Below are 14,836 nucleotides of genomic sequence, written 5' to 3' on the forward strand. Positions count from 1 at the left end.
TCTGCATGAATGGGTGGTGGCGTCAGTCGACGCGTACCAGTTCAGGGCGTTTCCAAGTGCCATTGCTGGCGGCCGGCTCGGGCCAGTACAAGCGCATCGCCAGGAAGAACGGCCCTGCCGGCACCGGCAACCAGTTGCTTTCCCGGTCGGCACTCGGGCGCTCGTGCTGCACATAGAGCGTCACGCCCCCATCGGCATCGCGCTTGAGGCTGGGCAGCATCGGTGAATTGATCAGGTAACGATTCAGCGGGTTTTCCACCAGCAGCCGGGACGGCAGGCTGTAGGCCGTCAGCGACCAGAAGGCCTTGACCGGGGGCAACTGGCCGGCCGAGAAGCGAAGTGCATAGCGGTGCTTGGCGGCGTCCAGTTTCTGGCCGGTGGAGTCGAGGAAATAGCTTGGATAAAGAGCTTCCTCCGCCGAATTGCCGTAGATGCCACCGACGGCCCCTCCCATGCGGTAGAGGTAATTGCCGGCCAGGTGCTCGCGCGTGCCGAAGACATCGGCGCTGCCTACTTTCCTGGCGTCGCGCAGGCGTTCGAACCCGGCATAGGATTGGCTCCAGGCATCGCCAATACCCGCCTGGACAGCCTGGCGCAGTTCAGGGGAAAGCGAAGCCGCATCGAAGCTTCCACCCGGACCGATCCCCAACTTGGCGAACCGCTCCATCAATGCCTTCTCGGAAGGATGGGTGGGGCAGAAACGCAGCACGAAGTTCAGTACCTCGAAGAACTCGACGGACTTGCGTTCATCTTCGACGCTGAGCGGCCTGATGAAGTCGACCTCGGGCGCGGCCGCAGGTGCCGGTTGCCCAAGGAAGGTGGACAGCGGCTGCACCTTGTAGCCGGCCTGGACCTTCTTGACCTCGTCCAGGTCCTCGGGGCCGAACAGCTGGGTGCGATAGAGCAGGAAGGCGAACTGGGTTTCCGAACGGATGACCGACTTGATGCCCGGTGGTGTCGCGCCTTTCCAGTCAGGTCCGGCCAGCAGGAAGTTGCCTGCCTCGTTGCCCGTCGCCCGGCTGCCGACATAGGCGAAGTTATGCGTGTAGGCGTCGACGAACTGCACCGAGTAGTAACGATCCTTGGCGACCGCCGGCATGGAGAGGACCAGCGGCTCGGCGCGCAGGTCGGCTCCCAGTTGCGAATAGGGAGTATCGGAATTGGGCGTCTGGATCGCCTTGTCGGCCGGCGTATAGACCCGCGCAGTGTTGTTCAACTGGTTCCAGGGCGCCTTGTATTCCGGGCTCTCGCGGTCCACGAAGTAGGCGTACTGAATGCGATAGTGATCCACCAGCGGGTAGCCGTAGACATAAGCGTCCCGCGCGATAGCGCGGGCCTCTTCAGCGGACAGGTCCTGGGCATTGGCCGGCAGCGCCAGGAAGGCGGAAAAAAGGGCCGCAGCCATGAGAACGGGTTGCTTGCTCATATTGGAATGCTTCCTTGAGCCGCCCCCACAGGGGCGGCTCGATCCGGTTAGCCGACGTTGCGTGCGCGGTTTTCCCAGAAGGGCTTGCGCAGCTCGTTCTTGAGTATCTTGCCGACGCCGGACAGCGGCATCGCCGTGCGGAACTCGACGCTGCGCGGGCACTTGTAACCAGCGATCCGCTCACGGCAATGGGCGACGACTTCTTCCTCGCTGGCCGTTGCGCCCGGCTTCAGCACGATCACCGCATGCACGGTTTCGCCCCACTTGTCCGAGGGAATACCGATGGCGGCGCACTGGGCGACGCCCGGATGGCTGGCAATGGCGTTTTCCACTTCGGCCGAATAGATGTTCTCGCCGCCGCTGACGATCATGTCCTTGAGGCGGTCAACGATGTAGACGAAGCCCTCGCTGTCCATGTAGCCGCCATCGCCGGTGTGCATCCAGCCGTCCTTGAGGACTTCTGCGGTGGCTTCCGGACGGTTCCAGTAGCCGAGCATGACGTTGGGTCCACGTACGGTGATCTCGCCGACCGTGCCGCGCGGCACTTCTCGCCCCAGCTCGTCGACGATCTTCACCTCTACGCAGGTCACCGCTCGCCCGGCGGAGTACATCTTGCCGCTGGCCTGGTGCTCGGCGCAGTGGTATTCGGCATCCAGCATGGTGCCGCCGGTGGTGAGCTCGGTCATGCCGTAGCCCTGGAAGAACCCGGCTGCCGGGAAGGCTTCACAGGCGCGATCCAGCAGAGCCGGGGATATGGGCGAAGCGCCATAGACGATGTGCCGGATGGTACCCAGTTCCAGTTTGGCCTTGGCCGGGTTCGCCTGGCGGGCATCCAGCATCATCTGGATCATGGTCGGCGCCAGCATCAGGTCGGTGACCCGCTCGGTGAGAATGGTGTCCAGCGCCGCCTCACCGGTAAAGGCCGGCAGGATGACGTGGGTGCCGCCGGAGACCATCAGTCCGTACATGGCCGAGAAGTCGGCGAGGTGGAACATCGGCATCGCGTGCATGAACACCGCGTTGCGGCCGAAGAAACCCTTCACCTGGGCACAAAGCGCAGCGAACGCCAGATTGCTGTGGCTGATCATCACGCCCTTGGGGAAACCGGTGGTGCCGCCGGTGTAGAAAATGCCCAGCAGTGCATCGCCGCCGCGACGCACGTCCTCTACCGCCTCCGCCTCCGCCAGCAGGGCTTCGTAGGACAGCATGCCCGCCGGGGTCTCGCCGTCGCCGGCATAGATGAGATGACGGATGGTCCTGGCCTGATCGGCAATGACCGCGCCGACGTCCTTGAAGGTGTCGTCGACGATGAGCATGGTCGAGCCGGAGTCGTCCAGGGAATAGACGATCTCCGCCACGCTCCAGCGGGTGTTCACCGGATTGAGCACACCGTCCGCCCAGGGCACGCCCAGGCTGTATTCGATGTAGCGCTGCGAGTTGCGCGAGAGCATGGCGATGCAGTCGCCGCTGGCCAGGCCCAGCTGCTTCAGGGCACCCGCCAGGCGGGCGACCCGGTCGGCGAGCTGGGAAAAGGTCAGGCTACGGCCCAGTTCGCGGATCGCGACCGCGTCGGGGCGTTGCTGGACATGGCGATGCAAGCCTTGGGTGATGTACATCGGGGCCTCCAATCTTGTTGTTATCGTGAAAATCAGTCAGCCCCGGCATCCGGGGCGGGTGCACTGGCGATTTCCGGCCAGAGCTTGCGGACCAGTTCGCCGTCCGGGCGATAGACGTGGCAGGTGCCGATCACCCAGCGCTGGGCTTCGGCGCGAGTCCTTACCTGCTCCTCCGGCGAGGCGTCGTTTTCTGCAGGGATCAGCGAGAGGGTTTGCAGCACGGTGGTTGCCAGCGGACCGAGCAGCTCGGTGAGATGGGTGCACCCCCTGACACCGCCTACCCGCTCGATAACCTTGCGCTTGAATCCGGGTCCGATCTTCAGTCCTACCAATCCAGCATAGGCAGCGTTGACCTGGGTGCAGGCCGGGTTTGGCACAGTGCGGCTGAGCACCTCGACGGCGCAGATCTGCAGGCTCCGGTCGAGGGTCAGGCGCAAACCCAGATCATGCACCGGCTCGCCGGCCGCAACGGCCTTGGCGGACAGCTGGATATCGTGGGTCTTGGTGTCCAGCAACCAGCCCTCGAATTCGAACAGGCCGTCTTCGCGCAGGTAGCCCGTGCAGTCGACCCGGCGGGTATGCAACAGGCGGCGTCCGGGTCTCTCCGGCGTTGTTTCGAGCATTTCCGCTGCCTCACTTGGCTTATCGACGAAACCGCGCCGCAAAAGCGGCACGGCATTCTGGAATCAGGGCCATCCCTGGCGGCAGTGCGTCGCTCTCGCGGATGAGCGCCGCACCACCCTCCCCCCTTAGAGAGAACGTCCCACCAGCTCGCGCTGGATCTCGTTGGCGCCGCCGTAGATACGTGCCACGCGGGAGTCGGAGAACATGCGCGCGATGGGGTACTCGTTCATGTAGCCGAAGCCGCCGAAGAACTGCAGGCAGGTATCGACCACTTCGCACTGACGGTCGGTCAGCCAGAACTTGCCCATGGACGCCAGGGTGGTGTCCAGGGTGCCGTCCACCCAGCGCTGCACGATGAGGTCGGCGAACAGGCGCGCAGCCAGCACGGTGGCTTTCACCTCGGCCAGGGTGAAGCGGGTGTTCTGGAATTCGAGGATCGACTTGCCGAACGCCTTGCGCTCCTTGGTGTATTCCACTGTCAGCGCCAATGCGCGCTCCAGGGCGGCAGCAGCCTGGATACCGATTTCCGCACGCTCGTAGGGCAGCTGTTGCATCAGCTGGATGAAGCCCTGGCCCTCGACGCCGCCGAGCAGGCAGTCCGCCGGAACGACGCAATCCTGGAAGAACATCTCGGAGGTGTCCTGGCCGGGCAGGCCGACCTTGTCCAGGCACTTGCCGCGCTGGAAGCCGGGCGTGGCGGTGTCGACGATGAACAGCGAGATGCCGCGCGATCCCTTGGCCTCGATGTCGGTCTTGGCAATCACCACGACCATGTCGCTGTTCTGGCCGTTGCTGATGAAGGTCTTCGAGCCGTTGATGACGTAGTTGTCGCCCTGCTTCACGGCGCGGGTGCGCACGCCCTGCAGGTCGGAACCGGTGCCCGGCTCGGTCATGGCGATGGACGTGATGCACTCGCCGGACGCGATCTTCGGCAGCCACTGGCGCTTCTGCGCTTCGGTACCGCTGGCCAGGATGTAGTGGCCGACGATGTGGTTGATGCTGAGGGCGATGCTCATGGAGCCGGCATAGGTCAGCTCTTCCATGGCCACGGCGTAATGCGCCGGGGTGCCATCGGCGCCGCCGTACTCGGAGGGCATGTCCGGCAGGATCATGCCCATCTCGCCGCAGGCCAGCCAGGCGCTGCGGTCCGAACGTTTCTGCTCGCGCCATTTGTCTTCATGGGGCAGCAGTTGCTCGCGAACGAAACGACGGATGCTGTCACGGAAGGCGACCAGGTCGGCGTCTTCCCAGGGGGAAACGTAGTTCTCTACACGCATGATGGATTCCTGGCTCAGACGTTGCCGAAACCGCCGCCGCAGATCAGGACCTGACCGGAGACGAAGTTGGATTCGGGGATGCAGAACAGATAGACCGAGCCGGCGGCTTCGTCCGGGGTGCCCGGGCGACCGAGCGGGCACAGCTGGTTGCTGGCGGCGATGGCGGCCGGCTGGATGCCCACCTTGATCTCGCGACCTTCGATATTGACGGTCTTGCTGGCATCACCGGCCAGGGCCTGGGTCATGCGGGTGTCGATGTGGCCGAAGGCGACGGCGTTGACGTTGACGTTGTAGCGGCCCCACTCCTTGGACAGGGACTTGGTCATGCCGAGGATGCCGGCCTTGGCGGCCGAGTAGTTGGCCTGGCCCGCGTTGCCGCCAGCGGCGATGGAGGAAATGTTGACCACCTTGCGGTTGACCACACGGCCTTCGGCCAGCTCTTGCTTGGCCAGGGCGCTGATGATCGGCTGGGCGGCGCGGAGGATGCGGAACGGCGCGGTCAGGTGGCAGTCGATGATGGCGTACCACTGCTCGTCGCTCATCTTCTGGATCACGTTGTCCCAGGTGTAGCCAGCGTTGTTGACGATGATGTCGATGCCGCCGTAGCTGTCCACCGCGGTCTTGACGAAGCGGTCGGCGAAATCGACGGCGGTCACGCTGCCGACGCAGGCGACGGCGTCGCCACCGGCGGCGCGGATTTCCGCGACCACTTCTTCGGCCGGGCCGGCGTCCAGGTCGTTGACCACCACGCGGGCGCCATCGGCGGCCAGTTTCAGGGCGACGCTGCGGCCGATGCCACGGCCGGAACCGGTGACCAGGGCGACTTTACCTTCGAGCTTTTTCATTGTTCGTACCTTTGATTCTTGTTGCTTTATCTGTGGTGAATGGTCGTCAGGCCAGGGCCACGACGGCTTCGCCAACCAGCTTGGGTTCGCCGTACTGGTTGGCGCACTGGATCTCCAGGCGGACGCGCTTTTCGCCATCGGCCTCGAACTTCTCGGCGATGCGGCCGGTCAGGTGCGGGATGTGGCCAATCTGGGTAATGCCGACAAAGCGCATCGAGAACTTGCGGATCTGCTGCTGCGGCACCCAGCCGGTCAGCAGACGGCCGAGATAGGCGGCGGACAGCATCCCGTGGGCGAATACATCGGGCATGCGCGCCTTGCGGGCGAAGTCGATGTCGATGTGGATCTGGTTGTGGTCACCGGACGCGCCGGCGTACAGGGCCAGCATGGTGCGATCGACCGGACGCAGCTTGAGCAGCGGCAGCACGTCGCCGACCTGGGCATCGCTGAATTTCGAAGTGTTCATGGCCTGTTCCTCAGCGCTGCACGAGCGACGAACGCAGATCGGCGATGTGTTCGCCGTCCTGGTTGGTGATGCGGGTTTCCTGGACCACGAACTGCAGGGCACCGCCCTTCTTCTCGTAGACATCGGCAATCCGCGTGTCGAAGGTCAGCACATCGCCGGCGAAGGCCATGCGGTGGTACACGAATTCCTGCTCGGCGTGGAGGATGCGGCCGAGGTCGAAGCCCATGATGTCTTCGACGATGGCCTGCGGATTGCGGCCTTCGCTTTCCAGGCACAGGAGGAAGGTGGGCGGTACCGGCAGGGCCTTGTAGCCCGCAGCCTTCGCCGCTGCTTCCTCGGTGTAGATGGGATCGGTCTCGCCAATGGCCTTGGCGAAGAAACGCAGGCGGCCCTTTTCCACCTCGGAGGTGGTGATGCCGAGGGAACGACCGATCAGACTCTTGTCTGCCATTTCTATAGATTCCTGTTCGTTGACAAGGGGCGCGCCCGAAGGCGCGCGCCGCAGATCGATCAGCCGCGACCGTAGAGGGTCACGACGCCTGCGCCACCCAGGCCCAGGTTGTGCTGCAGGGCATGCTGCAGGCCTTCCACCTGGCGGGCTTCGGCGGTACCGCGCAGCTGGTGGGTCAGCTCGTAGCACTGGGCCAGACCGGTGGCACCCAGCGGGTGACCCTTGGAGAGCAGGCCACCAGACGGGTTGACCACGACCTGGCCGCCGTAGGTGTTGTCGCCGTCCATCACGAACTTCTCGCCACCGCCGACCGGGCAGAAACCCAGGCCTTCGTAGGTCAGCAGTTCGTTGTGGGCGAAGCAGTCGTGCAGCTCGCAGACACGGATGTCTTCCGGACCGACGCCGGCTTTCTCGTAGACCTGCCAGGCAGCCGAACGGGTCATGCCGGTACCGACGATGTCGATCATCGACGGCGGATCGAAGGCATCCGGGGTATCGGTGGTCATGGCCTGGGCCAGGATGCTCACGTCGGTACGCAGGCCGTGCTTCTTGGCGAAGCGCTCGGAAACGATGATCGCAGCAGCACCACCGCAGGTCGGCGGGCACGCCATCAGGCGGGTCATGACGCCTTCCCAGACCACCTGGTCAGCCATCACTTCTTCGGTGGTGACGACTTTCTTGAAGACGGCGAGCGGGTTGTTGGCGGCATGACGGCTGGCCTTGGCGCGGATGGCGGCGAAGGTTTCCATCTTGGTGCCGTACTTCTGCATGTGCTCACGACCGGCGCCGCCGAAGAACATCAGTGCGCCCGGCATGCCGACGCCTTCCGGGAAGGCCACGGCGGAGGCATCGAAACCCTTGCCCATGGTCAGCGGACGGTCGGTCCAGAAGTTCTTCAGCGCGCCCGGCTGCATTTGCTCGAAGCCGAAAGCCAGGGCGCAATCGACTGCGCCGCTTTCCACGGCCTGGCGAGCCAGGTACAGCGCAGTGGAACCGCTGGCGCAGTTGTTGTTGACGTTGATCACCGGGATGCCGGTCATGCCGACTTCGTACAGGGCCGACTGGCCGCAGGTGGAGTCGCCGTAGACGTAGCCCGCGTAGGCCTGCTGTACCAGCTCGTAGCCGATGCCAGCATCCTGCAGCGCCTGGCGCACGGCCTGGGCGCCCATCTCGATATAGCTGCCGCTGGCACCGGGCTTGGCGAACTGGATCATGCCGACGCCGGCAACGAAGGTTTTCTGGGACATTTCTTTCTCCACGATCGGTTAACTGGACTGGGCTTGCCGGTCTGTCCGGGGGTGCCTTGGAGTCATGGTTGCGCAACGCTTTCCTGCTGTACCCCGCTCACCGGGGGTGGAAAGGGGTGGGTTTGGAGTGGGGATGCCCCACCCCTTTTCCTCAGGCGATAGCGCCCGACTCGCGCAGTGCGGCGATACGTGCCTCGTCCAGGCCGAGTTCGCGGAGGATTTCCACGCTGTGTTCACCATTGCGGACCACCCGGCCAATCTCGGCGGGGGTGCGGCTCAGACGGGGCGCCGGTGCCGGGTGAACCACCCCGCCGCTCTCCGTGAAGGTGCCGCGCGCCTGGTGGTGGGGGTGGGCAGGCGCCTCGCTGAAGTCGAGCACGGGGGCGAAACAGACATCGGTGCCTTCGAGCAGTTGGCACCACTCATCGCGGCTACGGGTGAGGAACAGCGCTTCCAGTTTTTCGCGCTGCTTGGGCCACTGCTCCCGGTCCCACTGCGCCTTGAACAGCGGATCGTCGATCTGGCAGAGCTCCATCAGTTGCTTGTAGAACTGCGGCTCGATGGAACCGATGGAAATGAAGCGACCGTCGGCGCAGGTGTAGCAGCCGTAGAAAGGTGCACCGCCATCGAAGATGTTTTCACCGCGCCCGCGCCATTCGCCGCTCTGCTTGAACTCGTAGTACATGGTGCTGAGCAGGGCTGCGCCGTCGCTGATGGCGGCGTCCACCACCTGGCCCTGCCCCGAGCGACGCGCTTCCAGCAGCGCGCAGACCACGCCGAAGGCGAGGAACATCGCGCCACCGCCCATATCACCGGCCAGGTGCAAAGGCGGCGTCGGCTCGCGGTCCGCATGCCCCATGGCATGCAGCGCACCGGTGATGGCGAGGTAGTTGAGGTCGTGGCCGGCACTCGGCGCCAACGGGCCGGTCTGCCCCCAGCCGGTCATGCGGCCGTAGACCAGCTTCGGATTGCGCGCCAGGCACACATCGGGCCCGAGGCCCAGGCGCTCCATGACGCCGGGACGGAAGCCCTCGACGAGAATGTCGGCGCCCTCGATCAGTTGCAGCAGCACCTCGGTGGCGCCTGGCTTGCGCGGGTCGATTACCAGGCTGCGGCGACCCCGGCTGATCACACTGTCATCGCCGTTGAGGAAGCCCGCCTGCTGACGGTCGATGCGGATCACTTCCGCCCCCATATCCGCCAGCAACATGGTGGCGAAGGGCGCAGGCCCGATCGCGTTCATTTCGACTACCTTCACCCCAGCCAGTGGTCCCGCCATGTCTCGTCTCTCTGATTGTTATTGGCTTTGTCGTCGGCGCGCCGTCACGGCGCGCGATCGGCAACAGGCTAGCCAGCGGGGTCACCCCCACCTATCGCTCGAACGAGTGAAGTTCGCCCCCCGCTTTCTGTTAATCGGGGCACGCCAGGACTTTTCACCGGCGGTGGCCGTGGCAATATGCGCGAGACAAGAACAACGCGCGGCCGCCCGGAACAGGCGGCCCCAAGAGCAGAGAGCAGCATGCCCAATCGCCCGGACCTGATTACCCGTCTCAGCCTCGTACCGACTGGCACCAAGCTGTCGGAGAGCGTCAAGGAGATGGAGGCCGCGCGCCTCGATATTCGTGCGGAAAAGTTCGTGCCCCAGGGAACGTCCTCGGGCCTGCTGACCCGCGACGCCTTGCTGCAACGAATGGAGCGGAACGACGACACGCGCCTGATCCTGGTTAGAGCAGCCGCGGGTTTTGGCAAGACCACCTTGTTGCGGCAATACCGTGAGCGATGCATCGAGAGCGGGCGGCACGTGATCTGGATCAACCTCGACCGCGCCGACAACGATCCCAGGCGCCTGGCCGCCCACCTCCAGACCGCATTCGAGGCGCTCGATAACCAGCCAGGAGACCAGCAGGAGCTGGGCGACAGCCAGGCCCTGCTGCGGCAGGTGGGCGGATTCAAGCGCCCATTCGCCATCCTGCTGGACGACTTCGAGTCCCTCGATTCGCCCCAGGCGCTCGCCTTCATCCAGCAGCTGCTGTCAGCCCTGCCCTCCCACGGTCGCCTGGCCATTGCGTCGCGGATCAATCCCGAGCTCGGACTCGGCCGGATGCGTATCCAGGGCCAGGTCCTGGAAATCGACACCGACGCGCTTCGCTTCAGCCGGGAGGAAACGGTCGCCTTCATTCGCGGGCGCTGCGAGCTGTCACTTGGCGACGCCGACATCGCCAGGCTCCAGGAGAGCACGGAGGGATGGGTCACCGGCCTGTTCCTGGCCACCCTCTCCTTGCGTGGCCGCAGCACTGGCGAGGTCGTCGGTGCCTTCTCGGGCAGCAGCCAGGAGCTGGCCGAGTACCTGGCCGAAGACATACTCGCGAGTCAAAGCGATGAGGTTCGCTTGTTCCTGCTTCAGACCAGTATCCTCGATCGGTTCTCTGCGCCCCTTTGCGACTCCATCACCGGCCGGCAGGACAGCCGTCAGCTAATCGAACAACTGCTCCGCGCCAACCTGTTCATCCAGCCCACGGACGAGCAGCACCAGTGGTTCCGTTATCACCGCCTTTTTTCCGGGTTCCTGCGGGGCGCCCTGGCACGCCAGCTCCCCGGCCAGGCAGAAGCATTGCACCGGGCGGCGGCCCACTGGTTTCTGGCGCAGCTGCGTCCGGAGTCTGCCATCGAACATCTGCTGTGCGCAGGCGCTATTCACGAAGCGGTGGTGCAACTGGAAAAGCACCTTGACGATCTGGTGGATGCAGGTCGGCTACGCCTGCTATTGCGCTGGTTCGAACAGATTCCCGTCGAGTCGCTGGATGACCGGCCACGATTGATCCTGGCCCACGCCTGGCTCCTGGCGCTGGATCATCGTTACCGGGACGCCATGCAAGTGGTAGAGCGCACCCCCTCCAGCAGGGAGAGCGAAACGATCCGCTGTCTGCTGCTGTCCTTCACCGACCAGGTCGATGCCACGATCATGGCTGCCCAGGCCCAACTCGAACACGTTTCGCCCGACGACATGCTGCAATACGGCATCGTGGCCACTCCCCTGGCGTTCAGCTTGATTACCACGGGCCGCTATGACGAAGCCCAGGAAGTTCTGAATCGAATTACCCAACAGGCGCCCCAGGAACGTTCGGCGCTGGTGGATGGCATCGCGGTGTACATCGACTGTTCACTCGAACTCACGCTCGGCCACCGCACCAGCGCGTTGGCCCGCCTGAGAGCCTCAAGTGCCAGCCAGCCCCCTGGGCTGAAGGGGAAATGGGTAGGCGGGAAAGCGACGCTGAATGTTCTCCACGCCCTGATGCTCTATGAGGAGGACGCGCTGACAGAAGCCTGGAACATCGTCAGCGAGATTCCGCAGAACGTCCTCGATCTCGGCGGTCCTGACGCCCTGATCGCACACCGTGTATTGCTCGCGCGTATCTCCCTGCACAACGGCAATCGGGAAGCCTGGCTGCGCCATCTGGCAGATCTGGAGCAATTGGGGCGCCGCAGCGGGTCCATGCGGATTCTTTGCAGTGCCTGGCTGGAGCGGGCGCGTGTCGCCACCCTGGAAGGTCGCCTGGATATCGCCGCCCAGGCGATGACGTCCGTCGCACTGTCCGGCAAATGGGAACGTCCCGAACACCTCACCTTCGCCTGTGATTCGGACACACCGTTCATCGCTCGGCAGCGCCTGGCCATTGCCCGTGGCGAGCATCAGCGGGCCGCTGCCGAACTGCGCAGTGCCATTGAGGTAGCAGACAGCCGCCAGCAACGCCGCCGGGCCCTCAAGTTGCGACTGCTGCACGCCATGGCGCTGGCCGGCCTGGGCCGGCAGAAACAGGCGTTGGACACCTTGACCCCGGCCCTGCGCCTGGCCAGTCACGAAGGTTTCCTGCGCACCTTCCTCGAAGAAGGGCCGATGCTGGTGAAACTGCTGGAGCGCTGGGCCGTGGCGTTCCAGGCCTTGTGCAGCAGCCTGGATATCAAGCCGGAGTTCCTTGCCGACCTGCTGCAACGCATCGGCGCGCAGGGAGCCGCGAGCGAGCACAACGAGCCAGGTGATCCCGAGCAGCAGCTGACCACCCGCGAGCTGCAGGTGATCCGCCTGCTGGCAGCCGGCAATCGCAATCGGGCCATCGCCGACCAGATGCATCTGTCGGAGCACACGGTGAAGACCCACCTGCGCAATATCAGCGCCAAGCTCGGCGCCCAGGGCCGCACCGAGGCGATCGCCATCGCCCGCGCGCGCGGCCTGCTGGACTAGCGGCTCAGGCCAGCATGCCCATGGACTTGGCCCGCATCACCGCCTGGGTGCGGCGCTTGACCCCGAGCTTGTGATTGATGTTCACGGTATGAGCCTTGACGGTGTTCAGCGAGATGAACAGCCGCTCGCTGATTTCCTGGTTGGAGAGCCCCTGGGCCACCAGTTGCAATACCGAGAACTCCCGCAACGTCAGTTCGTCGCGATTGCCAGTCTTGAGCCGCGTCGGCGAGGCGTCCTGGTGCTTCCACGCCACCAGCAGGCTGGTAGACGCCAGCGCCGGTAGCTGTCCCGGATTGGCGACACCCTGCTTTCGCTCTAGGCGTGCAAGTGCCACCCGCAGCTCAGGCATCAGGCCTCGGAAGCACAAGCGCTCGCAGGTGATCAGGAGCGACTGCAGCCGTTCTGTGGCGTCATCCAGTCTGCCGCAGCCCAGCTCCGCGAGCGCCAGCATCATCTGCATCCGCTGCGGCAAGGACGGCGCGTGCAGCGGAGGTAGCCCACGGGTATCGGTGCATGCCAGCTGGGCGCGCGGCAGCATGGCTTCCCACGCGCCTTCCCGCGCCAGCAGCCGAAGGTGCTGGTACTCGATCACCCCCCGGTAGCAGGAGTCACTGACGCGGGCACGCTGCATGTGCCGTTCTGCGCCACGCAGATGCAGTCGTGCCTGATCGAGATCGCCTCGACAGGCCGCCACTTCCGACAATCCGATGAGGGCGTGCAGCAGATAGGGATCGGCACTTTCCCGTCCCCGCTCCAGGCCAGAAAGCAGTGCACTTTCACTGATGTCCAGATCCCCCCGCAGCAGGTACAGCTCACCGCGCAGCAACAACAGGCGGCCCAACAGCAGGTCGTGAGTGCCACCGTCGGCCACCACCAGGGCGAAGCACTCCTGGAGCAGGGATTCGGCCAGCTCCAGCTCGCCACCAAGGATCAACTGGCGAATGCGATCGGCATTGATCAGCACCTCGCTGGCCAGGCAGCCCTGGCGCCGCGCCAACTCCAGGGAGCTTTCCAGCAGCTTGCGCGCCTGTTCCGGCTCGCCATCGGCCATGGAGACCCGCGCCAGGGTCGAGTAGCAGAGGAAGGACGACTGCCAGTCGCGCAGCTCCAGGTGTTGCAGCGCCGACTCGCAATGCTCGCGGGCCTGCGTCGCATTGCCGGTGAGGCCGTGGAGGGTGCCCTGCAGAGCTTGCCAGTTGGCGAGAATGCGCACGTTGACGCGTGCTTTTGGCTGCGGCGAGATCGAGGCCAGATGTGCGATGCAGGCCTGCGCCTCGTCCAGCCGCCAGCTACTGAGCAGCGCACGCGCATTCAGGTAGATCAGGTTCGGCGTGCTCTCCAGCAGTCGCGACGGCAGGCGCGCACGCCAGTCGAGCCAGGTGTGCAGATGCCTTTCGCTGATCATCCAGTCCAGCGTCAGCCGCTCCATCAGGCAGGCCGCGACTTCCGCCTGGTTGGCGCTGAGCGCCAGTTCGATGGCTTCGTCGGTGAAGCCTTCTGCGCACAACAGACGGCAGGCATCCAGGCGCAGCCGATTGAGCTCGCTTGCGCCGAGTTCGCCCTGCAGGGCCACCGCCACCGCCGGCAACAACCGGTACCACTGCGCATCCTTGCCCACCGGCAGGAAGAAGGATTCGGATTGCAGCAGGCGCCGCAGGACGAATCCAGCATCCAGCTCCGGCCAGAGGTGGCTGCACAACTCCACCGACACGCGCGGCAGATGGGCAGCGCCCAGCAACAGCGTGCGCTCATCATCGGACAGGCGCGCCAGCAGCTCGCCTCCCAGGTACTCGCGCATCCACAGGCCGCCGGGCCGATCGTTTCGTCCGGGGATGTTCAGCAGCAGGCGGACCCCGGCGCACCAGCCCTGGGTCTGGCGCCACAGTTCGACCAGGGTGCTTTCGGTCGCCAGTGGATCGATGCGTTCCACCACCTCGTCGAGTTCCTCGCGGCAGAACGCCAGCTGCCCGGCGCCCAGCTCGAGCAATTCGCCGTCCAGGAGCAAGCGCGCCAGTTTCCATTGCGGCCTCTGCCGGCAACCGACCCAGAGCTGTACCGGCGCTTGCGAGCGCAGCAGCCGGTCTATCCAGGCATTCACCTGCGCACAGGCGTCAGCCGGGAAGTCATCGAACGCTAACCACCAGGTTTCCTCGCCGTGCTCCAGCATCGCCAGCAATGCGTCGGCATCGCGATTGACCAAGGGGTCGAGGCCGAGACCCGCAGCCAGGCGCTGGCAGAAGTCCGCCAGGGTCAGGGGCTGTCCGGCAAAGTCCAGCCACAAGCAACGGACTCCCGCTGGCCGCAGGCGCAGGCACTCGTTCAGCAGCACCGTCTTGCCATATCCCGCCGGCGCACAGAGCAGACGCAGACGCTGGGGGCGGGCCAACAACACCGCCTGCAAGCGCTCCCGCGGCAGATGCGCCGAAGGCGGCCTGGGCAGACCCTTGGAACTGTTTTCGGAGCCATCCGGAGCCATGCTTTCGTCCTGAACCATCATGGAAAGGGGCTGGGTCACGGAACCTCCCGAAGTTGAGTGATGGATCAATCCACGCCGGAAAAAACGAAACCGGACGAACTGGTAGATCAGGGCTCGCATATTCGCGCGCGGAGCACGTCTCACCCATCCGTCATTCGAGGTATTTTC

At 64.8% G+C, this 14,836-nt stretch carries 11 protein-coding genes; 1 reads left to right on the forward strand and 10 read right to left on the reverse strand.

From position 1 onward, the window contains the following. Positions 1-22: 22 nt before the first annotated feature. The 9 genes from DM872_RS30160 to DM872_RS30200 all read right to left on the reverse strand — a co-directional run bounded on the left by DM872_RS30160 (position 23) and on the right by DM872_RS30200 (position 9,231). Positions 23-1,426: a DUF1254 domain-containing protein gene (locus DM872_RS30160; protein ID WP_179062811.1), complete on the reverse strand. Its 1,404-nt coding sequence runs from the start codon at positions 1,424-1,426 to the stop codon at positions 23-25. A 47-nt stretch (positions 1,427-1,473) separates the two neighbouring features. Beyond that, the gene (locus tag DM872_RS30165; protein ID WP_179062812.1) at positions 1,474-3,042 is read right to left on the reverse strand and encodes a long-chain-fatty-acid--CoA ligase; all 1,569 of its coding nucleotides are present in this window, start codon (positions 3,040-3,042) and stop codon (positions 1,474-1,476) included. A gap of 32 nt (positions 3,043-3,074) precedes the next feature. Then, a complete protein-coding gene (locus DM872_RS30170) occupies positions 3,075-3,665 on the reverse strand; it encodes a DUF2889 domain-containing protein (protein ID WP_179062813.1) in 591 nt (196 codons plus the stop codon). 126 nt (positions 3,666-3,791) lie between these two features. Beyond that, on the reverse strand, positions 3,792-4,943 hold the full coding sequence (locus DM872_RS30175) for an acyl-CoA dehydrogenase family protein (RefSeq protein WP_179062814.1): 1,152 nt from the start codon (positions 4,941-4,943) through the stop codon (positions 3,792-3,794). A gap of 14 nt (positions 4,944-4,957) precedes the next feature. Next, the gene (locus DM872_RS30180; protein ID WP_179062815.1) at positions 4,958-5,788 is read right to left on the reverse strand and encodes an SDR family NAD(P)-dependent oxidoreductase; all 831 of its coding nucleotides are present in this window, start codon (positions 5,786-5,788) and stop codon (positions 4,958-4,960) included. 46 nt (positions 5,789-5,834) lie between these two features. Continuing rightward, on the reverse strand, positions 5,835-6,254 hold the full coding sequence (locus DM872_RS30185) for a MaoC family dehydratase (RefSeq protein WP_179062816.1): 420 nt from the start codon (positions 6,252-6,254) through the stop codon (positions 5,835-5,837). 10 nt (positions 6,255-6,264) lie between these two features. After that, on the reverse strand, positions 6,265-6,705 hold the full coding sequence (locus tag DM872_RS30190; protein ID WP_179062817.1) for a MaoC family dehydratase N-terminal domain-containing protein: 441 nt from the start codon (positions 6,703-6,705) through the stop codon (positions 6,265-6,267). Between the two features lie 59 nt (positions 6,706-6,764). After that, positions 6,765-7,952, reverse strand: coding sequence for a lipid-transfer protein (locus tag DM872_RS30195; RefSeq protein ID WP_179062818.1), 1,188 nt, complete (start codon positions 7,950-7,952; stop codon positions 6,765-6,767). A 151-nt stretch (positions 7,953-8,103) separates the two neighbouring features. After that, entirely contained in the window at positions 8,104-9,231 is a 1,128-nt protein-coding gene (locus tag DM872_RS30200; RefSeq protein WP_179062819.1) for a CaiB/BaiF CoA transferase family protein, read from the reverse strand. 240 nt (positions 9,232-9,471) lie between these two features. On the opposite strand from DM872_RS30200, the gene DM872_RS30205 reads away from it, so the two are divergent. Then, entirely contained in the window at positions 9,472-12,192 is a 2,721-nt protein-coding gene (locus DM872_RS30205) for a LuxR C-terminal-related transcriptional regulator (RefSeq protein ID WP_179062820.1), read from the forward strand. 4 nt (positions 12,193-12,196) lie between these two features. Here DM872_RS30205 and DM872_RS30210 read toward each other — a convergent pair whose 3' ends face one another. Then, positions 12,197-14,707, reverse strand: coding sequence for a LuxR C-terminal-related transcriptional regulator (locus DM872_RS30210; protein ID WP_179062821.1), 2,511 nt, complete (start codon positions 14,705-14,707; stop codon positions 12,197-12,199). Positions 14,708-14,836: the final 129 nt, after the last annotated feature.

The organism is Pseudomonas taiwanensis, assembly GCF_013393345.1.
GTDB lineage: Bacteria > Pseudomonadota > Gammaproteobacteria > Pseudomonadales > Pseudomonadaceae > Metapseudomonas > Metapseudomonas resinovorans_C.